19 protein-coding genes are annotated in these 22,668 nt (G+C 61.2%); 14 read left to right on the top strand and 5 right to left on the bottom strand.

Annotation, left to right across the window (positions count from 1 at the left end; all coding sequences use genetic code 11):
* The first annotated feature begins 6 nt into the window (after positions 1–6).
* From LAC81_RS29050 to LAC81_RS29030, 5 genes are all read left to right on the top strand, one after another.
* Positions 7–2,265 (top strand): hypothetical protein, encoded by a 2,259-nt coding sequence (locus tag LAC81_RS29050; protein WP_223728137.1) that lies wholly within the window; start codon positions 7–9, stop codon positions 2,263–2,265.
* A gap of 17 nt (positions 2,266–2,282) precedes the next feature.
* A complete protein-coding gene (locus tag LAC81_RS29045) occupies positions 2,283–3,362 on the top strand; it encodes an ATP-binding protein (protein WP_223728136.1) in 1,080 nt (359 codons plus the stop codon).
* A 98-nt stretch (positions 3,363–3,460) separates the two neighbouring features.
* Positions 3,461–5,356 carry a TniQ family protein gene (locus LAC81_RS29040; RefSeq protein WP_223728135.1) on the top strand — a complete coding sequence of 632 codons (1,896 nt, stop codon included), beginning with the start codon at positions 3,461–3,463 and terminating at the stop codon, positions 5,354–5,356.
* Between the two features lie 2 nt (positions 5,357–5,358).
* Positions 5,359–7,149, top strand: a complete 1,791-nt coding sequence (locus tag LAC81_RS29035; protein ID WP_223730349.1) for a TniQ family protein — start codon at positions 5,359–5,361, stop codon at positions 7,147–7,149.
* Between the two features lie 348 nt (positions 7,150–7,497).
* Complete coding sequence (locus tag LAC81_RS29030) at positions 7,498–8,466, top strand: DUF808 domain-containing protein (protein ID WP_223728134.1); 969 nt, start codon at positions 7,498–7,500, stop codon at positions 8,464–8,466.
* Between the two features lie 76 nt (positions 8,467–8,542).
* On the opposite strand, the gene speB is transcribed toward LAC81_RS29030, so the two are convergent.
* Positions 8,543–9,496 carry an agmatinase gene (gene speB, locus LAC81_RS29025; protein ID WP_223728133.1) on the bottom strand — a complete coding sequence of 318 codons (954 nt, stop codon included), beginning with the start codon at positions 9,494–9,496 and terminating at the stop codon, positions 8,543–8,545.
* Positions 9,497–9,737: 241 nt separating this feature from the next.
* Between speB and LAC81_RS29020 the strand changes: the two genes are divergently transcribed.
* From LAC81_RS29020 to LAC81_RS29005, 4 genes are read left to right on the top strand one after another with little or no spacing between them, the layout of a single operon-like run.
* The gene (locus tag LAC81_RS29020; RefSeq protein ID WP_223728132.1) at positions 9,738–10,844 is read left to right on the top strand and encodes an extracellular solute-binding protein; all 1,107 of its coding nucleotides are present in this window, start codon (positions 9,738–9,740) and stop codon (positions 10,842–10,844) included.
* A 30-nt stretch (positions 10,845–10,874) separates the two neighbouring features.
* Entirely contained in the window at positions 10,875–11,942 is a 1,068-nt protein-coding gene (locus LAC81_RS29015) for an ABC transporter ATP-binding protein (protein ID WP_223728131.1), read from the top strand.
* A gap of 9 nt (positions 11,943–11,951) precedes the next feature.
* Positions 11,952–12,854, top strand: a complete 903-nt coding sequence (locus tag LAC81_RS29010; protein ID WP_223728130.1) for an ABC transporter permease subunit — start codon at positions 11,952–11,954, stop codon at positions 12,852–12,854.
* Positions 12,855–12,864: 10 nt separating this feature from the next.
* Positions 12,865–13,662, top strand: coding sequence for an ABC transporter permease (locus LAC81_RS29005; protein ID WP_223728129.1), 798 nt, complete (start codon positions 12,865–12,867; stop codon positions 13,660–13,662).
* A 54-nt stretch (positions 13,663–13,716) separates the two neighbouring features.
* Here the strand turns inward: LAC81_RS29005 and LAC81_RS29000 are convergent, their stop codons facing one another.
* Positions 13,717–14,598: a helix-turn-helix transcriptional regulator gene (locus LAC81_RS29000; protein WP_223728128.1), complete on the bottom strand. Its 882-nt coding sequence runs from the start codon at positions 14,596–14,598 to the stop codon at positions 13,717–13,719.
* Positions 14,599–14,984: 386 nt separating this feature from the next.
* Between LAC81_RS29000 and LAC81_RS28995 the strand changes: the two genes are divergently transcribed.
* Both LAC81_RS28995 and LAC81_RS28990 read left to right on the top strand, forming a co-directional pair.
* Positions 14,985–15,362, top strand: a complete 378-nt coding sequence (locus LAC81_RS28995; protein ID WP_223728127.1) for a cupin domain-containing protein — start codon at positions 14,985–14,987, stop codon at positions 15,360–15,362.
* Positions 15,363–15,376: 14 nt separating this feature from the next.
* Complete coding sequence (locus tag LAC81_RS28990) at positions 15,377–16,771, top strand: NAD(P)/FAD-dependent oxidoreductase (RefSeq protein ID WP_223728126.1); 1,395 nt, start codon at positions 15,377–15,379, stop codon at positions 16,769–16,771.
* Between the two features lie 91 nt (positions 16,772–16,862).
* Here the strand turns inward: LAC81_RS28990 and LAC81_RS28985 are convergent, their stop codons facing one another.
* The 3 genes from LAC81_RS28985 to LAC81_RS28975 all read right to left on the bottom strand — a co-directional run bounded on the left by LAC81_RS28985 (position 16,863) and on the right by LAC81_RS28975 (position 20,586).
* On the bottom strand, positions 16,863–17,801 hold the full coding sequence (locus LAC81_RS28985) for a LysR family transcriptional regulator (RefSeq protein WP_223728125.1): 939 nt from the start codon (positions 17,799–17,801) through the stop codon (positions 16,863–16,865).
* A gap of 372 nt (positions 17,802–18,173) precedes the next feature.
* On the bottom strand, positions 18,174–19,877 hold the full coding sequence (locus LAC81_RS28980; protein ID WP_223728124.1) for an amidohydrolase: 1,704 nt from the start codon (positions 19,875–19,877) through the stop codon (positions 18,174–18,176).
* Between the two features lie 298 nt (positions 19,878–20,175).
* On the bottom strand, positions 20,176–20,586 hold the full coding sequence (locus tag LAC81_RS28975; protein ID WP_113539803.1) for a hypothetical protein: 411 nt from the start codon (positions 20,584–20,586) through the stop codon (positions 20,176–20,178).
* Between the two features lie 340 nt (positions 20,587–20,926).
* On the opposite strand from LAC81_RS28975, the gene LAC81_RS28970 reads away from it, so the two are divergent.
* The 3 genes from LAC81_RS28970 to LAC81_RS28960 all read left to right on the top strand — a co-directional run bounded on the left by LAC81_RS28970 (position 20,927) and on the right by LAC81_RS28960 (position 22,558).
* Positions 20,927–21,619: an RNA polymerase sigma factor gene (locus LAC81_RS28970; protein WP_223728123.1), complete on the top strand. Its 693-nt coding sequence runs from the start codon at positions 20,927–20,929 to the stop codon at positions 21,617–21,619.
* 94 nt (positions 21,620–21,713) lie between these two features.
* Positions 21,714–22,235 carry a DUF4142 domain-containing protein gene (locus LAC81_RS28965; RefSeq protein WP_223728122.1) on the top strand — a complete coding sequence of 174 codons (522 nt, stop codon included), beginning with the start codon at positions 21,714–21,716 and terminating at the stop codon, positions 22,233–22,235.
* Between the two features lie 8 nt (positions 22,236–22,243).
* Entirely contained in the window at positions 22,244–22,558 is a 315-nt protein-coding gene (locus LAC81_RS28960) for a cupredoxin domain-containing protein (RefSeq protein ID WP_223728121.1), read from the top strand.
* Positions 22,559–22,668: the final 110 nt, after the last annotated feature.

The following is a 22,668-nucleotide window of genomic DNA, read 5'->3' as shown; positions in this document are numbered from 1 at the left end:
TTCACGTTGCACGACCTTCTACAGCATTCTCCCGTCAGTTCCGCCAATGATCATGTCCCCAACCTCCGGTTCGGCCCAGATGACAAACTTGTCTATCGTGGCGTCGAGTATGGCTACGTCGCAAGCAACACCGCCGGCCACGTGCTGCGCCGCAAGGACGGCTCGAACATCCTGGAGCCGTTTTCGCACAAGCTGCTCGCGGCCATGCTGGCCGATGTCCAGGACCCGCTCGTCGTATACCCCGGCGCCTACAAGGAGGGCGCCGCTCCCAGGGGAGCGAAGGGTACAGACCTCCTCTCCAGCCTGCGCCCGCACCAGCAAAAAGCGGTTATCAAGAAAGACCGATGGTGTCGCCGCTGGCTTCAGCTCGAGTACCAGGAAACCAATGTCACGCGCAGCGACGCATGCATGCGGCTCCACATTTTCCGTATCGGCGAGGAGTTCAAGCAACTCCTGAATCCGACGCAGAAGCGCGTCACCTACAAATCGAAAAAGACTGCGGAAAGCACTCCCGCCCCAAGCACGTTGCGCCGCTGGCTCAGAGATTTCGAGGCAGCTGACTACGACCCAATCGTGTTCGTCGACAAGTATCTGACGGCGAGACCAAGTCCCCTAGACCCGGAGGTTCAACAGATGATGGCCGCATTCGCCCGCATGTACGCATCCGATGCAAAGCCCAAAATGAACGAGCTCTACGACCAGTTCGTTGCCGCAACGCTTGACGAGAACAAGCGCCGCGCGGCTAAGCACATGCCTCCGCTCGACCTTCCCTGCCTGCGCACCTTCCAGAACAGGATCAATGACCTCCCGCGGGCATTCATCGACCTTGGGCGTCTGGGTGAGGCCGCCGCAGCCAAGAAATACGCGATCGTGCTGGAAGGGATCGACCCGATCCGTCCCTTTGAGCGACTGGAGCAGGACGAATGGGCGGTTGACCTCCAAACCTTGCTCACGATCACCAAGATCTGGCCGACTCTGACCGCGGCCCAGAAGAAGCGGCTCAAGCGGGTGCGCCTCTGGATTACAGCTCTCATCGATACCGCGACAAAGTGCTTCGTGGGGCTCCGCGCCCACCGCGAAGCCCCATCAGTAAAATCTGCGATCATGACGCTCGAACTTGTCACACGCGACAAGTCCGATATCGCGGAGAAGTTGGGCTGCAAAACGCCGTGGGACATGTCCGGCACGCCCGAAGTAATCGCTACCGACTCCGCGACCTGGTACACGAGCACCGCCTTCCGCGTAGTCGTGAACGATCTCGGCAGCACGCTGTTTCTGCCCCCGGCTGGTGCAGCATCCGCACGCGGAACTATGGAGCGGTCGTTCCGGACCACTGGGTCGAAGGCGCTCCAGTACTTCTCTGGCCAAACCTGGGGCTCCATCGCCGAGAAAGGCGAGTACCCGTCTGAAAAAGAAGCAAGCGTGCTGGTCGATCAGGCCGCCGAGGTGATCACGCGCTTCTTCGTCGACGTCTATCACAATGAACCCCACGCGGGATTGAGCGGCGAGACGCCGCGCAATGCCTGGATCCGCCTGAGCAAGACCCACGGGGTCCTCCCTCCCCCGACCGGACATCGCCGCCGACACATTTTCGGCATCAACCGGAAAGCTTCCATCACGACGTCCGGTATTTGCCAGAACGGCAACTGGTACCAATCGCCAGCCCTCCAGGCAATTCGCCGCCGTAACCCGAAGGTCAAGCTACTCACTCGCGTCGACCGATGGGATCTAGGCGAGATCTCCGCCTGGGACGGGACTGGCTGGATTCGCGTCCCTGCAGTCCACGCGGAACTCAAAGGCATGAGCATCTGGGTCTGGGCCGCAGCATGCGAACGTCTTCGCCTTCTCAACCGCGAGAAGGCCAGCGTCTCTCGAGAAACGCTTCTGAAGACCAAGCAATGGCTGCAAAAACAAGGTCAGATGGCCCGGCTGGAAGCCGAGCTCGGAACCGGTTTCATCACGGATGCGGACTTCCAGCGCTTCGAAAGCAAGATCTCGCACTCGATCAGGATCACCGAAAAGAATGACGCGGTTCCCCTCGATGACGAAGCGGATTGGGGGCCGTCGACGCAGTTCTTCGACCTGATGGGCATGGACCACACGGAGTTTGAGAAGGAGCCACGCTCGCCCGCGAAGAACGACGAACTCGAGCGCGCGATGCTGCGCCCGGAGCCGGGAGAACTGCTGCCGCTCGGCGCAGTCGAGGCCGACGAAGCAGACGACCACGGCGTGAACTTCGCCACCAACAGCCAGTTCGACAGCTAAGCAAAAGGAACCTGTCCATGCCGAACAACTTCGACCAGGCTGCAGCTGTAGCGCGCATCAGGGCCATGATCGACCCCGAAAAGCTCAAGGTGGCGGACCGAATTGCCGATCTAAACGCACGCTACATCGGTCTGTCCCGAGACCAATTGGTGCAGTCAGCGCTGGCAGGAATGGTTGCCAGCATTGCCACCGTCGACATCAAGGCCGTGAGCAAGCCAGACAAGCGCCGGATCGTTGCCATTTGCGGCGATTCCGGCGCGGGCAAGACGCGCACGCTGCTCGAACACACCAACCGCATCCAAGCGATGCAGCCCTACGTCGACGACGACGGCGTTGAGGTGAGCCCATTGCTCAATTTCAATGCCCCCTCGCCCTGCCCTCCAAGACTTCTTGCGCTGACCGGACTAGACGCGCTGGGCTATCCCGTCCGGCGCCAACTTCAGGAGCATCAGGCGTGGGCTCTCTTCCAGCAGATGTTGAAGAGCCACCGCATCATGTTCGTCATGATCGATGAAGCCCAGCACGCGGTGGACACAGCCGACATTCTGGCGACGACCAAGATCGGCAATGCCTACAAGAACCTCGTGCAGATGCCGGACTGGCCCGTTCGCCTGATCCTGGCAGGTGTGCCGCCGCTGGCAAGCTTCCTCGCGCGAAAGCAGCTCTACAATCGCCGCACCGTAATCCGGTTCGAGAAGCTGAAGGGGAAGTCTGCACGGGAAACGGTCGAGACCGTGCTGAAGAAGGTCATCATCGAGCACGCGCAACTTAATCTCGACACCACGCTGGATGGAGACCTCGTCACTCGGCTGACCTACGCCTGCGATGGCGAGTTCGGTTCGGTAGTCCAGATGGTGAGAGGCGCAGTTGAGCACGCAATCCAGGACGGGGTGAACGCGGTAACAATCGATCATTTCAAACGCGTCTACGAGACCTACTCAGGATGTGTACCTGCCGAAAACATCTTCAGCGCTAACGACTGGCGCGGGATGACTCCGCAAACGGCATTCCTGCGTGACGAAGACCACGAGTGGGAAGAAGCACAGCTCGAAAAGAAGAAGCGCAAGACATCGACCAAGTTCGGAGTTCGTCCGTAGTCGGCACCACTCCAACTTAATCGAGATCCTACTTGCGGCCGCGGTGTATCGAATTCCGCGGCCGCTCGGAGCCACCAGCCAAACGCACAGGAAGTCGGATGAAACCTCTGTCGATCACTGTCCCACTCCACGCAGACGAGATTATCACAAGCTATTGTTCGCGCATTGCAGCCGCAAATGGCATTCCGAGCGCACGCGTTTTCGCAAACGACATGACCCTCGACTTCACAGGGCTCGCCAATGGAAAGCCCGCAGCAGTTCAAAGGCTCGCCGAACTTGTCAGGCTTACCCCGAGCCAAATTGAACATGCTGTCGTTGTTACGGACCAGAAGCACGCGCACGTAAGTGGTCAGACATTCTCACGGCCTCATTTCCGCCGGCACAGGCTCCGTTTTTGCCCCCACTGCATCATGGAGGACGAGGCGACAAATCTCGGTCGCCGCCAAAGTCGGGCTTACGGCCGCATGAACTGGTTGATCACGTTTATTCGCACCTGCCCGGTTCATCGAGCACGGCTGATAACTTCAATCAAGACCAGTACCATCGCGGTTCACGATTTCGTCGTCCGCCTCGGTTGGGAACGACCGAACATGTCTGAGCACTTGCTCGCCAGTTCGAGGCAGGAGCCCACCAAATTGGAACGCTACGTCTCCAATCGACTTCTTGGAAAGGAGAGCGGTATGCGCCTGCTCGACTCCATGCCCCTCTACGCAGCAGCCCAGACAGCGGAGTGGGTGGGTGCCACCATGACCCAAGGGGTCGACTTCATGCCCGACAGCCTCAGCGAAATGGATTGGCAGGAAGCGGCCAAAGCCGGATTCGAAGTCCTGGCGGACGGGAAAGCCGGGGTCCGACGTTTCCTCGAGGACCTCTGCGCGAAATACACCACGAACCCTGGCGTACGACAGGGAGGGAAGGTGCTGGGGCGGTTCTATGCGCTGCTCAAGTGGCAGCGGCGCGACCCCGCCTACGATCCCATCCGCGAGATCGTTCACAGCGTCGCAGCGGAGTGTCTTCCGTTGGGGCCCGGCGACGATGTGTTCGGATCAATCACGCGGCGAAAATGGCACACGGTAATAACTGCGGCGAGACAGCATCGGCGAAGCCCCGGGAGCATCGCAACCAAGTTTCGAGCGGCGGGGCTGCTCCCATACAATGGCACCCCCTACCGCAACCGTCGGGTACTAGTGGATGCGAGGAAGGCGGATGAACTGCTTGTTGCGGCAGAGAGTGCGATCTCATCAGCTGCTGCAAGCCGCATGCTCAACCTGGATACGGTGCAGCTTTTCGCGATCATACGAGAAGGGCTCCTGACCCCCATTATGTCCACAAAGGACACGGGAAAAGGCGGCGTGGTTCCGTTCTTCCTGCCGGAGCAAGTCGTGGAACTCAGACGCACAATCGAGAACCTCGTCACTTTGCGTAAGCCGACACCTGAGCTGGTCCCGATTTCGGGAGCATGTCGCCCAGCCAAATGTACCCTAAGGGAGTTCTTCTCGATGCTCTTTGAAGGAAAGCTGAAAAACGTTGCGTGCGATACCAGCAAGCCAGGTTGCAGCACGCTGCTTGTAGACCCCGTGGAGATCAGGAAGGTACTCTTGTCTACCGGACGGGACGCAGAACTTATCCCGGTTTCACAGGCCCACAGGAAGCTGCCAGTTTCTGGTGCCTGCGTTTCGGCCCTGGTCCGTCACGGCTACCTCCGCACGGCAACGCCGATCAGGCGAACGCGCCAGTCCAACGCAAAGTACATTGCGCCGAACGACCTCACCGAGTTCAGGTCGATCTATACGACACTTAGAGAGGTCACGTTTGCAGTTCAAAGGCGGCCCAAATGGCTCACGCAGCGCCTGTGCGCACTTGGTGTCAAGCCCGCCTTCGATCGCGAACTCATAGGCGCGGTTTTGTATCGCCGCTCGGATGTAGAGCCCCTCTACGACCAGCTTCGCAAGGGTCCCAAACGTCCAGAAATCCGTAATGGTGAGAGAACGTGAACATGACACGACTGTCGATCAGCCTGCCCTTCCACGGCGACGAGTCCCTGGCCAGCCACTGCTCGCGTCTTGCGGCCGCTCACAATTTCAAGTCCGCAAAGATGTTCGCCGGGCAGCTGGGAATTCGCTTCGAAAAGCTCTGCAACGGGGCCGGTCCGGAACTCGAAGCATATGCACGCCTGACTAGCCAGGAGAACTGCGATCTAACCGCAGGCATCATCCGCACTGACGGAAAAAACGCGCGCATTGCCAAGGAGATCATGTCCAGGACATTCCTGACGACAATGTGTCACCGCTTCTGTCCCGTGTGCCTCGTCGATGACGAAGCTCGACTTCCTGGACGAAAGGGCTCGCGCGCATACGCCCGCTTGCACTGGTCGGTCTCATCGATCAGGTCGTGCGTGGTCCACGACTGCGCACTTGTCGAAGTACGCATGCCACTGGGCCATCATCCAGCAGACTTCTCAGCCAACATCAGACATCTATGCGATCAGAGGGACAAGGCCCTGATGACTCCGATGCCATTGCCAGCGTCGCCATTGGACCGATACGCCATTGCTCGGCTCCAGCAGCACCCGACTACGTCGAACTGGCTCGACACGTTGCCGCTCGAGACTGTCTGCCGCCTGACGGAAACCACCGGCGCCATCCTCCGTCATGGCATCTGGTTCGATACTCTCATGTCCGACGGAGCCGAGTGGTCCGCGTGTGCAGCAGAAGGTTTTGCCGTTACCTCCGAGGGCCCAGAGCGCTTTTGCGATTTCCTTCGGCACCTCGTCAAAGCCTCTTATCGCCCGTCGATCCAGCGCAGTCCGCTAAAGATCTTCGGCCGCCTTGCGGAACTCGTGCAGAGTGCCTCCCCCCTGTCACCCTATCGGAAAGTTCGCGAACTCATGCAGACAGTTTCTGTGGGCGAACTCCCGTTCGGTCCGGGAGACAAGTTTCTCGGCACCGTCCGGGAACGCCAACTGCATTCGATCGCATCGGCTGCCACTGCGTCCGGTCTCAGCCGCGTCGAAGTCCGCGCACAACTCCGGAAGGCGAACATCATCACCAGCGACACCGAGAACCTTCCAGACCACATGGTGGTCTTCCCCAGCCAGACACTCGACAACATTGGCCGACCCGCCCGATGCTCGACGAAGGAGGCGATGGGCCGCCTGAACGCGACTGGCGACGAACTCGCCGCCCTGGTGCGAGCAAGGCTGCTCTTTCCGATGCAGGGGAAACGCTTCCAAGCGATCGAGTTTTCCGACAGCGACGTGGAACGCATCCGAGATCAAATCCAAGCCCTTCCTTTGATCACTCTGAAAGAAGCTCCGATGACGTGCATCAGCAGTGCGGCAACCGTCTCACAGCGCTCCATCGCAACCGTGCTGAAGCTGGTTTTTGATGGGAGCGTCCGCGCCGCCACGACTGGCGAAACCGGAATCGCTGGCCTGCTAGTGGACCCGGTCGAGTGCGCCCAGGCGCGTTCGAAATACAAGCTGAAGGAACTTCCCTGGCGCAGGGCAATGGCAGCGCTTCAGGTTCCCTCCCGCACTCTGGAGGTGCTCCTTTCCAAGGGCTATCTCGAAGGAAACACAACCGGAGAACAGTTGGACTTTACGATCACGACGGACGCTCTCATCCGGTTCGCCCGCGAGTATGTCTCCATGCGCGAAATGACTCATCAGCTACGATTTGCGTACCCGCAGCTCGCAGCAAAAATTGCGATGCGAGCACATCCGCCTGCCACCCCTTGGACGATCGCTCATGCGAATTTCTATCGGCGATCTGAAATCGCTATCTAGCTAAAATCTTCAGAACTGACGTTCGAGCCGGGCTTTCGCCCGGCTTTTTTTATGCCTTTTTGCCGCCAGACGAGCGGAGCCGTTCGTGCCCAGAGCCATTTCAGGCTGCTTTCGAGCCAAACCTAAATGCCGAACTCGAAACGGGATACGAGAAATCAATGGCTTGCAGACGCGTTGAGCCAAACCTAGATGCTTCTAACACACGATTTGATAACCAAGATCGAGCTCGCCGCGCGCGGCCGACGACCTTTCAATGTCATCCGGCTGTCGTTGACTCGGCACGCCATGGTGGTTACTGGCGCTTCAGGAGCCGCATTTCTCGGATTCTTCTCAAGGGGTTAGCAACTTATGGCCACAGGTCTCATCGCCCTCCTCGACGACATCGTGGCCATCGCCAAGCTGACGGCCGCTTCGCTGGACGACGTGGCGGCCCAAACCGCGAAGGCCAGTGCCAAGGCAGCCGGCGTCGTGATCGACGACGCCGCGGTGACCCCGCGCTATGTGGTGGGACTGACGCCTGAACGGGAACTGCCGATCATTGCACGGATCGCGCTCGGATCGCTGAAGAACAAGTTGCTTTTCCTTTTGCCTGGCGCGCTGCTGCTCGGCTATTTCGCGCCCTGGGCGATAACGCCGCTGCTGATGCTCGGCGGCGTCTATCTCTGCTACGAGGGTGCCGAGAAGCTTTACGGCGCCGTCTTTCCGCATGCGGCCCACGCGCACGAGGAAGCGGTGCTCGGCGAAAAGAGCGATCCGGTGGCGCTTGAAAACGAGAAGGTAACCGGCGCCATCCGCACCGACTTCATTCTCTCTGCCGAGATCATGGCGCTGACCCTGTCGACCGTGGCCGATGCCGACATCTACATGCAGGGCATTGTACTCGCGGGCGTCGGCATCCTGATTACCCTTGCGGTCTATGGCGTCGTGGCGCTCATCGTCAAGGCCGACGATGCCGGCATAGCGCTGGCGAAGAACCCGCTGTCCGCCCTGCGCGTTCTCGGCCGCGGCCTCGTTCTCGGCATGCCCGCATTCCTGAAGGTCCTTGCCGCGATCGGCACCGCGGCCATGCTCTGGGTCGGCGGCAGCATTCTCGTGCACGGCATGGCGCAACTGGGCCAGGCTGGGCCGGAACATTTCATCCACGACATCTCCGAAAGCGTTGCCCACACGCTGACGATCGCGCCGGCGGTCGTCGGCTGGTTCACAACCTCGGCGCTCCAGGCACTGCTTGCCATGGTCGTCGGCGCTGCAACCATTATCATCATGGGCAATGTGGTGGCGCCGCTCTGGAGCCGCCTGCGGCCGGCAAAGAGCTAGACACTTTCGCAAAGATGCATCGGGAAGGAGGCCGCCTACGGCCTCCCGCCAATTCGTCTCCAGGCTCTCCGGCAGGCTAGCGCTTGTACTTCACACCCGGCAGCACGCAGAGCATTTCGTAAAGAAGGTTCGCCGCCGTGATCGCCGTCGTCCCGGTCGTGTCGAAAGGCGGGCTCACCTCCACGAGATCGGCGCCGACGAGATTGAGGCCGCGGCAGCCGCGGATGATTTCGATCGCCTGGATGATGGTCAGGCCACCGATCTCGGGCGTGCCGGTGCCGGGAGCATAGGCCGGATCGAGACTGTCGATATCGAAGGTCAGGTAAGTCTTGTGGTTGCCGATCTTGGCGCGGATGCCTTCGATCAGCGGCACGAGCGACTTGTGCCAGCATTCCTCCGCCGGAACGACGGTAAAGCCCTTGTCGCGTGACCAGTCGAAGTCGTCGGACGCATAGCCGGTGCCGCGCAGGCCGATCTGAAACACCAGATTGGGATTGAGGCAACCATCCTCGTAGGCGCGCCGGAACGGCGTACCGTGCGCGATCTTCTCGCCGAACATCGTGTCGTTGATGTCCGCGTGGGCATCGACATGAATGAGGGCGACCGGCCCGTGCTTTTCGGCAATCGCCTTCAGGATCGGGTAGCTGATCGTGTGATCGCCGCCAAGCGTCAGCGGAATGCAGTCGTGCTTGAGGATCTCGCCGATGTTGCGGGTGATGATCTCCATGTTGGCCGGCAGGTTGAAGGTGTTGATGGCGATGTCGCCGATATCGGCCACCTGCAGGCTTTCGAAGGGGGCAGCGCCCGTCGCCATGTTGTAGGGGCGGATCATCACGGATTCGGCACGGATCTGCCGTGGCCCGTAGCGCGTGCCGGAACGGTTGGATGCGCCGATATCCATGGGGATCCCGACGAAGCAGGCATCGAGGCCTTCAGCCGACGCCGCGGTGGGAAGGCGCATCATCGTACCCGGCCCACCGAAGCGGGGCATGTCGTTGCCGCCCAGCGGCTGATTGAATTTCTCATCCATCGAAGCTCTCCCTTTTGATTTCGCCGGAACCCTATCAGGCGCTGCGGGCCGAGAAATGCCCATTGATCGAATGTTACTTCGATCGCGATCAAACCAACATGGTCGACCCAGCGAAGGCAGGCGTCGATTGCCATTTACGTCGACGCTTGGCTCGCCGCACCTAGCCAAAGGGAGTGTTGCCCTCGCGGGACCCGCCGATCACTTTGGCGAAAACAAAAATACGATGTCCTTGGGAGGAACCATGCAAAACTTTACCCGCACCGCACTGCGCTCCATGTTTGCGGCATCGCTCGCCGCTATCGCGGTCTCGACGACCGCCCAGGCGCAGGACAAGCTGTTCATCTACAACTTCTCCGACTACTTCGCCGAAGATACGGTTTCGAACTTCCAGGCCCGCACCGGTACCGAAACCCGCGTCGACTTCTACGATTCGCTTGAAGTGCTCGAGACCCGGCTGCTCGCCGGCGGCAGCGGTTTCGATGTCGCCTTCCCGAGCGCCACGGTCGGCGAACGGCTCATCCAATCCGGCGCACTGAAGCCGATCGACGTCACGGCGCTCAAGAACTACGGCAATCTCGACAAGGATCTGCTGAAGCTCGTCGCCGAGCATGACCCGGAGAACAAGTATCTCGTTCCTTACATGTGGCTGACGACAGGCGTCGCCTACAACGCCAAGCTCGTCGGCGAGCGCCTTCCCAATGCGCCGACGAACAGCCTCGACATGTTCTTCAAACCGGAGGTCGCCGAGAAGTTCCAGGATTGCGGTATCGGCATCGTCGACGCGCCGAACGAGGTGATCCCGATCGCGCTCAACTACCTCGGCCTCGACCCTTATTCCACCAAAGCGGAAGACCTCGACAGGGCGAAGGAGCTGCTGCTGAAGCTGCGTCCCTTCATCCGTCACATGCAGAGCGGCCAGCTCGTGGCCGACATGGCGTCCGGCCAGCTCTGCCTGGCGCTGATGTGGAGTGGCGACGCCGGAATTGCGGCTGCCCGCGCGGAAGAAGCGGAAACCGGCGTCAAGGTCGACTATTCGATCCCGAAGGAAGGAACGATCATCTCCTTCGACACGATGGCGATCCCGGCCGATGCGCCGGATCCGGAGCAGGCGCTTGCCTTCATCGACTATATCCTCGAGCCGAAGACGGTTGCCGCGATCAGCAACCACGTCTTCTACGCCAACGCCAATGCCGCAGCGACCGCCGAGGTTGACGCCGGCATCCGCGACAACCCGAACATCTATCCTCCTGCCGACGTTCGTTCCAAGCTCTTCGTCGACAAGTCGCTGCCGCCGCGTCAGACGCGCGAGCGCACTCGCGTCTGGTCGGCATTCAGGGCCGGCCAATAGCGCGCACCGTCAACAGCAGGACCAAACCCCGTGCAATCCTATATTTCGATCGAGAACCTGGCGAAGTCCTATGGCGTCGTCACCGCTGTCAACAACATCAACCTGGGCATCGAGAAGGGCGAGTTCTTCTCGCTTCTCGGCCCCTCGGGCTGCGGAAAGTCGACGCTGCTCCGGATGATCGCCGGCTTCGAGACGCCGACATCCGGCGCCATCAAGCTGGAGGGAGCCGACGTCACCGATGTTCCGGCGCACCGGCGGCCGACCAACATGATGTTCCAGTCCTATGCGTTGTTTCCGCACCTGACCGTCGGCAAGAACATCGCCTTCGGATTGCAGCAGGATGGTCTTGAAAAGCTTGAGATCAGGAAGCGCATCGACGAGGTTGCGGAGAAATTGCAGCTGACGGCGCTGCTCGATCGCAAGCCGGCACAGCTTTCCGGCGGCCAGCGCCAGCGCGTGGCGCTCGCCCGTGCGCTGGTCAAGCGGCCGAAGGTTCTGCTTCTCGACGAGCCGCTCGGCGCACTCGACAAGAACCTGCGCACCGAAACGCAACTCGAACTCGTCCGTCTGCAGCGGGAGCTCGGCCTCACCTTCATCATCGTCACCCATGACCAGCATGAGGCGATGACCGTTTCCACCCGCATCGCCATCATGAAGCAGGGCCAGGTGCTGCAGGTCGGCACGCCTTCGGAGGTCTACGAGACGCCGCGATCGCGCTATGTCGCAAAGTTCCTCGGAGAGACCAATGTCTTCGCCGGCGGACGCGCGAAGCGCAATGGCGAAGAGCTTAGAATCGACAGCGATGAGGCCGGCGGCGGCGTCCGCGCCGCCTTCACCGACCGGGTGGCACTCGATCGGCCGTTCTGGGTCTCGGTTCGCCCGGAGCGGGTGGAACTCGCGACTTCGGGCGGCGGGCTTGAAGGCACCGTGGAGCAACTCACCTATACCGGCGTCGAACGGCACTACCGGGTGCGGCTGAAATCGGGAGCTACGCTCGACGCACGACGGGTCAACCTCGGCACCGAAAGCGATCTTCGCGTCGGCGATCAGGTGTTTGCGAGCTGGTCGCCGCAGGCAAGCCGGCTGTTGGCCGAATAGGAGGTTCCCATGCTCACGGCAGCGACACCGTCCGCAAAGACGAACTGGGGCAAGCGGCTCCTGATCGCCATACCCTATGCCTGGCTTCTGGTCCTGTTCCTGGCGCCCTTCGCGCTCGTTGCCGGCATCAGCCTCTCGACCGTGCGGCTCGGCATGCCGCCCTTCGAGCCGCTGACGGCCTGGGACGGATCGATCCTTAATCTCCGGCTCAACTTCGAGAATTTCCTCTATGTTCTCACGGACGACACCTATCTGCTGGCCTATCTGACGAGCCTCAAGATCGCGGCGATTTCGACCGCAGCCATGCTCTTCATCGCCTATCCGCTTGCCTATGGTATTGCCTCATGTTCGCCGTCGTCGCGGTCGCTGCTGGTCTTCCTTGTGATCGTGCCGTTCTGGAGTTCGATGCTGATCCGCGTCTATTCCTGGATGAGCATTCTGCGAAACGACGGTCTTCTGAACGCGCTGCTCTTGAAGCTTGGCCTGATCAGCGAACCTCTGCGCATCCTGAACACCGAGACGGCGATCTACATCGGCATCATCTATACCTACCTGCCCTTCATGGTGCTGCCGATCTACTCGAACTTGAGCAGTGCCGACCGCACGCTGATCGAGGCGGCGCGCGACCTCGGCTGCTCGCGTATCTCGGCCTTCTGGCGGGTCACCTTCCCCTTGAGCCTGCCCGGCGTTTTGGCCGGCTGCGCGCTGGTCTTCATTCCCGTCGTTGGCGAGTTCGTGATCCCGGATCTCCTAGGTGGCGCCGACACCCAGATGATTGGCCGCGCCATCTGGCTCGAATTCTTCAACAATCGCGACTGGCCGATGGCTGCTGCCGTGACGATCGTGCTGCTCGCGTTGCTGGTCGTGCCGATCGTCTATTTCCAATCGCGCCAGTCGCGCGAGCGAGCCTGAGGAGCTGGCCATGACAAAACCAAGCTGGTTCAATCGGCTGTCGATCCTGTTCGGCCTCGCCTTCCTCTATCTGCCGATCGTCGTTCTCGTCATCTACAGCTTCAACGGCTCGAAACTCGTGACGGTCTGGGGCGGCTTCTCGACCCAATGGTATGCGACCGTTCTCAACAATCCCTCGATCATCGAGGGTGCGAAAGTCAGCTTCCTGGTCGCGGCGGTCTCCGCCACTGCAGCAACCATTCTCGGGACGCTCGCGGCGGTCGTCATGGTGCGGCTGCGTCGCTTCCGCGGCCGGGCGCTCTTGAACGGCATGCTGCTTGCGCCCATGGTCATGCCGGAAGTGGTGATGGCGGTGTCGATGCTCTTGATGTTCGTGACGCTTGGGATCGATCGCGGGCCGCTCACCATCACGCTGGCGCACACGACCTTCACGCTCTGCTTTGCAACCGTCGTGCTGCAGTCGCGGCTGGTGGAACTCGACCCGTCGCTGGAAGAGGCGGCCCGCGATCTCGGCTGCCCGCCGGCCAAGGCATTCGTCAGCGTTGCCTTACCGAACATGATCCCGGCCATCGTCTCCGCCTGGCTCCTGTCCTTCACCCTGTCGCTGGACGATCTGGTCATTTCGAGCTTCACCACAGGACCGGGCGCCTCGACCCTGCCGATGAAGATCTATTCGCAGATCAAGTTCGGCGTGACGCCGGAGATCAACGCGATCTCGACGATCATCCTCGGCATCGTGGTGCTGGGATTGATCGCGGCCCAACTGGTCTCGCGGCGCTCGGAACAACGGGTGAGCGCCGCAGCTTGAGGGCAGTTCCGAGGAAGATGGTTTTCCCCGGAATTGAGGACGTAGTGAGCGAAATCAGTGCGGCTTCAGCGCGACACCCGGCGAAAGATACGTGGCCAGCGGATCCTCGAAGGCATTGTTCGCCGAAGACACGGCGTCGAGGAACAGCGAGAACAGTGCGGTCTGCGATGTGATGTCGAGCTTCGCATAGAGATTGCGGCGGTGCAGCTTGACGGTAGCCGGCGATATGCCGAGCTTTTCCGCCGCCCCCTTGACCGAGTAACCGCGCAGGATCATCTGCGCGACCTGGCACTCACGGTCGGTCAGCAGGCTGCGGCCGAAGTTGCGGATTGCCTGCGCCAGGGCGCTTTGCAGCGGCGAGCCATCTTCGCCGAGGCTTTCGGGTCTGAGGTCACGATAATGCCGAAGCACGGCCATGCTGAGCAGCGGTGCCGCGCTCTGCAGGAAATCCTGGTCTTCTCCGCTGAAGGCCGCGTGCGCGTGGCGTCGCGCCAGCGAAATCGCGATCTTCGTGTCGGCATCGATGCCGATGAAGAAATTGAACTCGTCGTGCAGGCCCGAGTGGCGGTAGTAATCGCGGTAATATTGCGATCGGTCGAACGACGGATCGATCTGCCTCAGGCGGTAGAGACCGTCATCACCGTTGTCGAGCGCCAGCCGATAGAACGGATCGAGCCGGTACGGCCCCTGTAGATAGGCGCGGATATCGGAAAGCCCCTTGTCCGTGCGCCAGTCGTTGAACAGGATCTTCGGCGCCGCGCCGCGCCGATAAAGCAGCATCAGCCCCGCATCCACCGCGACGTGCCGCTTCAGCGACTGTGCCAGGCGATCCTGGAAATCCGAACGGCCAACCCCCTCCATCAGGGACAGCGCCAGATCACCCACGCGGGTCTGCTGCGCCGGCGCGCAGACTTTGATGATCGCATCGTCTTTCATGTTGTTCTCCTCCAAGCGCAGACTAGGCGAAGGTTGGGTTCGTCGCAAGTAACTGATTTTCACTACGGGATTTCCAAAACTAACGTTTGGACCTAGCAAAACAACGGCAATCGCCGTCAAAACCCGGCAAGGCAAGGCCTGCAAGCCCGTTCCGGGGCGCCGTTATCGCCCGCAACCTAGCCCTTTGGCGTATACCTAAGGTCATTACGGCCACTTAGAAAAACGGGACAAGCCGCGCAGTAAGAACGCCGACTTGCAAAAACAAAGCGCTGCGGCCGAGACGACATTTATCTCTGGCACCGCGTCGTCTTGCGAAGATTTCAAACAACGAAACCCTGATGCGCGGCCGATCATCTTGCCGTTCGTCTTTCTGAACTGGAGTGAACATGTCGAAGGTCATCAAACTCGGGCGCGATGGTGTCGGCCTCAAGGCGCTTGAAAAATGCAGCGTCGTCCCCCCGGAGGCAATCCTTTCCGGCTTTGCGAACGAGCTCGGCGACGTTCATTTCGAAAGCCCCGACAAGGCCGTCGTGATCGGCACCTGGCAGTCGACGCCCTATGCGGAAATGCTCTCCTACCCCGATGGCAACGAATACAGCGTCATCCTCTCGGGCAAGGTCGCCATTACCAACCCCGACGGTTCGGTCGAAACCTTTTCAGCCGGCGAAAGCTATATCCTGCCGGCCGGCGTCGAGGTGCGTTTCGAAGTGCTGGAGACGATGCGCAAAGTCTACGTCCTCTATACCGCGCCAGCCGCGAAGTGATGTGAGGCCTCCCCATGACCAAGGTAAGAAGCAAAGCCCTTGCAGATGTGACGATGACGCCTTTCTGGCTCGACCGGCCGGACGCGCCCGAGCCGAAAGAGCGACTGACCCGTCACCTCAAGGCAGACCTGCTCGTCGTCGGCGGCGGCTTTACCGGGTTGTGGGGCGCCATTCAGGCAAAGCAGCGCCAACCCGAGATCGACGTCATCCTGATTGAGAAAGGCTCGGTTGCCAACGGCGCATCCGGCAGGCCGGGTGGTGTCGTCTCGACCTCGGTCATGCACGGGCTGTCGAATGCGGTGCGCATCTTTCCCAAGGACATTGCAACCCTTGAGAAGCTCGGCCAGGAGAACATGCACGGCTTCCTCCACACCCTTGAGGAACACGCGATCGACTGTCATGCCGAATGGGGCGGCGAACTGACGGTCGCCGTCGACGACGCCCATATCGACGCGCTGCACGAGGAGCACGAGCTTCACCTGAAATATGGCCACCAGGCCGTCTTCCTCGATCAGAGCGCCGTCTGCGCCGAGATCAACTCGCCGCGTTACAAGGCTGGTGTCTGGTCGAAGCACATCTGTGGCACCGTCCACCCTGCCCTTCTCGCCTTCGGGCTGAAGCGGGTCGCGCTCGCGCTCGGTGTCCAGGTCTTCGAGAACACCGAACTCACCGGCCTCGAAGACCTCGGCGACCGGATGAAAGCCGTGACACCATCCGGAAGCGCCACCGCTCCGAAGGTGCTGCTTGCCACCAATGCCTTTACGTCCGGGCACAAGCGCATCAAACGCCGCGTCGTTGCGGTTCGCGACCGGGTCCTGGCAACGGAGCCGCTGTCGGCGGAGCGCATGGCCTCAATCGGCTGGAGCCATCGGCAGGGTGTGTATGACACCCGCACGCAGATGAACTACATGCGGTTGACCAAGGACAACCGCATCATCTTCGGTGGGCGGCTTGCCTATGCGTTTGCCGGTGACCCATTCCCCTCGGTCGACCGCGAACTCGACACCTACGAGCCGCTGGCAGCTGCATTCTTCGACACATTTCCGCAACTCGAAGGCTTGCGCTTCAGCCACGCCTGGAGCGGGCCGATCGATCTCAGCACTCGCATGGCGGTGCATTTCCAGCGCTATTATGCCGACAAGGTCGTCTATGCCGGCGGCTATTCCGGCTTTGGGGTTTCGGCCTCCCGTTTCGGCGCGCGCATCGCTCTCGATATCCTCGACGGCTCGAAGACCCCGGAAAGCCGGCTGGATTTCGCCACCAGCCTTCCGAATACGATCCCGCCGGAGCCGTTCCGCTGGCTCGGCGCGCAGGTCACCATGTATGCGCTCGATACCGCCGACAAATCCGGCGGTTGGCGCAAGCCTTGGCTGAAGATGGTCTCGGCCATGGGCTTTCCGCTCAGCTGACGCAGTCGTTCAGGTACAATTGAAGACAGGCGGGGCCGCCACTGCCGGCCCCGCCTGTCTTTGTGTCGGTCCTGAATAGGTTGAGATGTGGCTATCGCCCGGCGCGCAGGCGCGACGCACTGAGCCCGGTTTGCGAGACGCCGAACTCGCTGACGAGCAACTTCACGAAAAACGGGATCAGGCCCGACTTCGCACGCGATTTATCAAAGGCTGCCTGAAACGGTGCCTTGTAGCTGAAGAGATCCGGACGGATCGGCCGCAGCAAGCCCTCGCTCACATACCGGCTGGCGAAATGGTCCGGCAGATAGCCGAGGTAGCGACCGGAGAGGATCAGCCGCGCCTCCGCCTCCATGTCGCTGACGGTGGCGCGCGGATTGGCGATCGAGAAGATCTTGAGGTCGCGGGCGTTCCAATAGGAGCGGCCGATCAGATTGTAGGATCGGATATCATCGACCTCGATCTCGCTGTCATTGCGGCTGAACAGCGGATGTTCGGCACCGCAATAGAAGCGCTGGGTCTCCTCGTAGAGGTCGATGTATTCCAACCCCAGCGTCGTGCGCGGAAAGCTGGCGACGGCGATGTGCAGCTCGCCCGTTATCACGTCGCGCAAGAGCTCGTGCGGCGGCCGCGTGACGATCGAAAGCGCCACCTCCGGCGCCTCGTCGGTCATCCGGGCAAAGACGCGGTTGAGACGGGAAGACGGATCGGACAGCGTGTTGTCGATGAGACCGACGGAAAGGGTGCCATTCAGCTGGTGCTGCAACCCTTTCATGCGGGTGTCGAACTGGTCGATGGAGCTGAAGAGGCGCTTGGCTTCCTCGTAGGCCGCCCGCCCTTCCTCTGTCAGGCGAAAGCCGGAGCGGCCACGCTGGCAAAGGGTGAGGCCCAGCCGGCTTTCCAGCGCAGAGATATGGTTGGAGATCGTCGAGAGCGAGAGATTGAGTTCTCCCTGCGCGGCCGCGAAGCCGCCGGCTTCCACGATCGTGACGTAGATGCGTAGCAACCGCACATCCAAAGAGTCCAATGCCATGCGCGCCTCGCCATTACCTTGAGATAGCTCCAAGTGAAGCGCAATTATTATGTATTCTCATGGACTAAGCTAGCTCTAAGCGCGAACGAAAAGCACGTGTCATCTGGCTGGCCGCGCATGCTCGTCCCAAAGGCCCTTAGCGTATTTGAGCCTGTAGTCCGCGGCATCATGGATATCGTAGGCGACGCCCTCACTCCCGCTGCGGTTCTTTCGGCCCGAACGGCGCCGAAAACCGGTAACGGCAATGCCCGCATGCCAAATCGACCGGCGCCCACGGGCACCGGCCGAAATGACTAGACGATCCGAAAGCAAGATCGATGGAACGCATGTCGATCGCTTGGCCCGACAGCGACGAAGAGCTCTCGTCCAGATTTAGGGCTGGCGATAGACCTCGTTTCCGGCGAGATAGGTCGCCTCGACCTTGCGCTCGCGGATGGAACGGTCGAGCGGATCCGGCAGCGTACCGTTGATCAGCACGAAATCCGCCCATTTGCCGACGCTGATCGAGCCAATCTCACCGCCCCAGGGCGTCATGTCGGCGCCGGCTTGAGTGAGCCCATGCAGCGCCTGGTCGAAGCTGACCGCCTGCTCCGGATGCCAGGGCCCGTCACCGAGGCCGAAGGGGCTTTCGCGGAAGACGGCATCGTTGATCTGGGTCAGCGGGCTCAGCGGTGAAGTCGGCCAGTCGGAACCGAACACCAGCGGCACTCCGGCGTCGAGCATGGAATGCCAGACGTAAGCGCGTGGCTCACGCTCGGTGCCGATGCGCTCGGTGATGTATTTGCCGATCGTGCCGGTCGCATGGTTCGGCTGCATCGAAGCGACGACGCCCAGTTCCTTGAAACGCTGGATATCCTTGGTCTCGACCACCTCGATATGCTCGATACGGTTCGGTTGCGCGCGCGGCACCGAGGCCTCGGCGAAAGCATCAAGCACGAGACTGACACCGCCATCGCCGATCGCGTGCACCGCCGTCGGGAAGCCGTTTTCGTTGGAGGCCTTGATCGCGGCCGCGAGTTGCTCCTTCGTTTCGAAAGGCTTGCCCTTCCAGCCGTGTTGGTCGGAGTAATCCTCATGCATGTAGGCCGTGCGTGTCGAGAGCACGCCGTCGATCACCGACTTGGTATAGCCGAGCTTCAGCATCGGCCCCTTCTTCACCTGCTCGCCGGAATCGGCGGCAACCTTGTCGACCTCGTCGCGGTCCTTCACGGCGGCGGCAATCTTCTTCGGGTCGCCCTCGAAGAAGCCGTACCAGACGCGAAGCGGCATCTTCTTCTCTGCAAGGATCGCCGCGTAGTCGTGGACGGCGGCAAGATCGGACATGTCGTTGACGCCGGTAATGCCGAGGCTGTTGGCAAATTTCATCGTCTGCAGCAGCGCTTCGCGCCGCTCGGTGTCGGTCGCGACCGGGCGATGCTTCTCCACGAGGTCACCGGCCTTTTCGAGCAGGATGCCGCTCGGTTCGCCTTTGTCGTTGAGGAGTACCTGTCCGCCTTCTTCGACTTCCGACTTCGCGGTAACGCCACCGACCTCGAGCGCCTTGGAGTTGACCCAGACGGAATGGAAATCGATATCGCGCAGGACGACCACCCGGTCCGGCACCACGGCATCGAGGTCTTCCTTCGTCGGCAGCTTGCCCTCGCCGAGCGTGTAGTCCCAGCCGCCGCCCATCAGCCAGACGCCCTTTGGAAGACGCGCGTCGGCCTCCTTGATCTTTTCGAGCCAGGTCTTCTTGTCGGGGATGTAGGAAAGGTCCACACCGGTCACCATGTCCATGCCGGATGTGAGATGGGTATGGCCGTCGATGAAGCCTGGGGTCACGGTCTTGCCGCCGGCATCGATCACCTTGGTTTCGGCCTCGGCCAGGGCCTTGATCTCGTCATTGCTGCCGATCGCAGTGAATCTTCCGTTCTCGACCGCGAAGGCCTGTGCCTTCGGCTTGCTCTGGTCGACCGTGCGCACATCGCCGTTGAGCACGATCAAGTCGGGTGCCGCCCATACCGGCTGTGCTACGCAAACCATGATCGCCAGGACCGACGTCGCGCTCAGTGCCCGGGTTACTGCTGCCAATGTCATGAAATCCTCCTCCCGCGACTGCATCCCTCCACCCCCGGCGAGCCGCGCGACACCGGTGTTGGGGAGATGATGCTGCAAGTCGGGAAGGTAACGATATACTCCCTCGGGCTAGGTCTGCGCCAAGCCGCCGCAAGGGCCGCCATCCACCGGAGTTTCGCGTGAAGTGTCGTCGACACCAACGATCGCACATTTCTCTACCGCCCCGGCGGCGAAACCTCGTCACCGCGGAAGAGGAAAACGGGAAGTGAGGGAAGCTTCCGGCTGGCGCCCTGGCTTCCCTGAGGAAGGCCGATCTGGCTCAGGTAAAGAGCGCCTTCAGTCGCGGCCAGAGGCCGATGGCCGAGCGAACTCGCCGGGCGGCATAGGCCGCACGCACCGAACTGCCGAAATTGCAGTCGCAGACGATGTCGTGCAGTTGGTGGTCCGATATTTCGAAGAACCGTTTTGCTTCGCCGTAGCTGTCATCGGCAAGGCCCGCGAGCCGCAGCTGCGTATCCTCGAAGGCGACAGTCATGGGCGAACCGTTGACCTGCATGGCCTGCCGAACGGCAGCGGTAGCACGTTCGGTACCGGAAAGCGTGCCGAGCCGGCGGTCGGGATTGCTTTCCAGGAGTTCGGCCCAACGTTGGAGCCGTTCCGTTCTCGTCATGACGGGATCGGGACGGATTTCGGCGAGCGCTTGCAATTGTTCAATCGATTGATGCTTCATAGTCGTCTCTCCTAGTCCGAAGATGCGACCTTGGTGCGCGCCCCGCCACACGAAGATCGCCGCTCCACCAACTCGCCAGCAGGAACCACAGTTCCCTCGCCAATAAAAAAAATTCCGAGGACGCGTACCGCAGCGCGAAGCGCGGTCGGGGACCCAACCATCACTGGCGGAAATGCCCGAATTCTCCGCTGCCAGCCGCTGAAAATGCGCGCCCCGCGTGTCGGAAGGCGCCGGCGCTCGTTTTCAGTATGCGTCCCCTTCTGCAAGGCGTATTCTTTCCTTCGACCGGTCGGGAACGATTTTGCCGGATCCGCATCAAACGATGGTTTGGAGGTGGATGATGAAGGATGTTCTCTTGCAATCGACACGGGCCGCTCCCGATGATTTGACGGACCACGATCTCGTCCAGGGCGCGCTTGCCAATGATCCGGAAGCGTTCCGCACCATCATGCGAAGGCACAACCAGCGGCTCTTCCGCATCGCCCGCGCCGTGGTGCGCAACGACAGCATCGCCGAGGACGTCGTGCAGGAGGCCTATCTTCGTGCCTTCGAACACCTTGAGACGTTTCGCGGCGACGCCAGCCTCGCCACCTGGCTCCATCGCGTGGTGCTCAACGAGGCGCTCGGACGCCTGCGCAAGTCATCCACCCGGCGCGAGGTTCCGCTCGTAGCCGAACAGGTGAGCGCCGACATCGTGCCGTTTCCGAACGCAGCTAGCACGGAGGATCCGGAGCGATCCCTTGCCCAGCGGCAAATCCTGCGGCTGGTGGAAGAGGCGACCGACGCCCTGCCGGACGCGTTTCGCCTCGTCTTCACCGCCCGCGTCATCGAAGGCATGAGCGTCGAGGAAACGGCCGTCCTGCTCGGCATCAAGCCGGAGACCGTCAGAAGCCGTCTCCATCGCGCCCGCCAGCTGCTGCGCCAGCATATCGACCGCAAGATCGGCCCCGTACTGATGAATGCCTTCCCTTTTGCCGGTCGTCGCTGCGAACGGCTGACCATGGCCGTGATGAGCCGGCTTGGACTCGTGTAAGATAAAAAAGTCGGGAACTTCCGCCATCGGCGCGCATCCAATGGAGGTCATCCACAGAGACCGGTGGCAACGCCCCGCCGGAGAGGAGTTTCCCATGTATGCCCGCCTCACCTCAGCCCTCGCCCTCGCCTGCCTCCTCAGCGGCGCAAGCGTTGCGGCCGGGACCAAGATCAACGATCCGCAGATCGCCCATATCGCTTATACCGCCGGTGTCATCGACATCGAGGCGGCCAAGCAGGCCCTGCAGATTTCCAAGGACAAGGACGTGCTGGCTTTTGCCAACGATATGGTGCGCGACCACGAGGCTGTGAACAAACAGGCTCTCGATCTCGTCAAGAAACTCAAGGTGAAACCGGAAGACAACGACACTAGCCGTGCGCTTACGAAGGCCGCCAAGGAAGAGCGCGAAAAGCTTGCGAAACTGAGCGGCACCGACTTCGACAAGGCCTATGTTGCCAACGAGGTTGCCTATCACAAGCAGGTCAACGGCGCGCTCGAAACGCAGCTGATCCCGTCCGCCAAGAATGCCGAGCTCAAGGATCTGCTTCAGACCGGGCTGAAGCTGTTCCAGGGCCACCAGCAACATGCCGAGCATGTCGCCGAGATGATGAAATAGGCGGCGCCATGGTCTCGAAGCTGAGCCTTGGTGCCATTTGCGGTCTGGCCGTGATGCTGGCCGGACCGCCCGCGCGGGCCGAAACCATCCGGGTCACAATCGAAAAGCTCGTGTTCTCGCCCGCCGAGATCAACGCCGCCGTGGGCGACGTGATCGAGTGGCAGAACAAGGACGTCATGGCGCACACGGCAACGGCCAAGGGTGATTTCGATATCGTGATACCGCCCAAGAAGACGGCGACGCTCACCGTCACCAAGGCCGGCAGCTACGATTACTTTTGCCGCTTTCACCCGAACATGAAGGCCCGCCTGCAGGTACGGTAAAGCGAGAAGGGTTCCGTTCCAGATCAAGACGGCGGCGCGACGCAGCTGGCGCCGCCGTTCACGGCGAAGTCACCAAGCGCTGTCTGTATCCCAAACCGGAATCGTGCGAT

Source organism: Ensifer adhaerens (assembly GCF_020035535.1).
Taxonomy (GTDB): domain Bacteria; phylum Pseudomonadota; class Alphaproteobacteria; order Rhizobiales; family Rhizobiaceae; genus Ensifer.
This window is presented reverse-complemented; position numbering and strand designations above follow the sequence as displayed.

Bases quoted from the DNA above. Each gene is read 5' to 3' on its own strand.
- LAC81_RS29045 (WP_223728136.1), top strand. From the start codon at position 2,283: ATGCCGAACAACTTCGACCAGGCTGCAGCTGTAGCGCGCATCAGGGCC.
- LAC81_RS29040 (WP_223728135.1), top strand. From the start codon at position 3,461: ATGAAACCTCTGTCGATCACTGTCCCACTCCACGCAGACGAGATTATC.
- LAC81_RS29035 (WP_223730349.1), top strand. From the start codon at position 5,359: ATGACACGACTGTCGATCAGCCTGCCCTTCCACGGCGACGAGTCCCTG.
- LAC81_RS29030 (WP_223728134.1), top strand. From the start codon at position 7,498: ATGGCCACAGGTCTCATCGCCCTCCTCGACGACATCGTGGCCATCGCC.
- speB (WP_223728133.1), bottom strand. From the start codon at position 9,496: ATGGATGAGAAATTCAATCAGCCGCTGGGCGGCAACGACATGCCCCGC.
- LAC81_RS29020 (WP_223728132.1), top strand. From the start codon at position 9,738: ATGCAAAACTTTACCCGCACCGCACTGCGCTCCATGTTTGCGGCATCG.
- LAC81_RS29010 (WP_223728130.1), top strand. From the start codon at position 11,952: ATGCTCACGGCAGCGACACCGTCCGCAAAGACGAACTGGGGCAAGCGG.
- LAC81_RS29005 (WP_223728129.1), top strand. From the start codon at position 12,865: ATGACAAAACCAAGCTGGTTCAATCGGCTGTCGATCCTGTTCGGCCTC.
- LAC81_RS29000 (WP_223728128.1), bottom strand. From the start codon at position 14,598: ATGAAAGACGATGCGATCATCAAAGTCTGCGCGCCGGCGCAGCAGACC.
- LAC81_RS28995 (WP_223728127.1), top strand. From the start codon at position 14,985: ATGTCGAAGGTCATCAAACTCGGGCGCGATGGTGTCGGCCTCAAGGCG.
- LAC81_RS28990 (WP_223728126.1), top strand. From the start codon at position 15,377: ATGACCAAGGTAAGAAGCAAAGCCCTTGCAGATGTGACGATGACGCCT.
- LAC81_RS28985 (WP_223728125.1), bottom strand. From the start codon at position 17,801: ATGGCATTGGACTCTTTGGATGTGCGGTTGCTACGCATCTACGTCACG.
- LAC81_RS28980 (WP_223728124.1), bottom strand. From the start codon at position 19,877: ATGACATTGGCAGCAGTAACCCGGGCACTGAGCGCGACGTCGGTCCTG.
- LAC81_RS28975 (WP_113539803.1), bottom strand. From the start codon at position 20,586: ATGAAGCATCAATCGATTGAACAATTGCAAGCGCTCGCCGAAATCCGT.
- LAC81_RS28970 (WP_223728123.1), top strand. From the start codon at position 20,927: ATGAAGGATGTTCTCTTGCAATCGACACGGGCCGCTCCCGATGATTTG.
- LAC81_RS28965 (WP_223728122.1), top strand. From the start codon at position 21,714: ATGTATGCCCGCCTCACCTCAGCCCTCGCCCTCGCCTGCCTCCTCAGC.
- LAC81_RS28960 (WP_223728121.1), top strand. From the start codon at position 22,244: ATGGTCTCGAAGCTGAGCCTTGGTGCCATTTGCGGTCTGGCCGTGATG.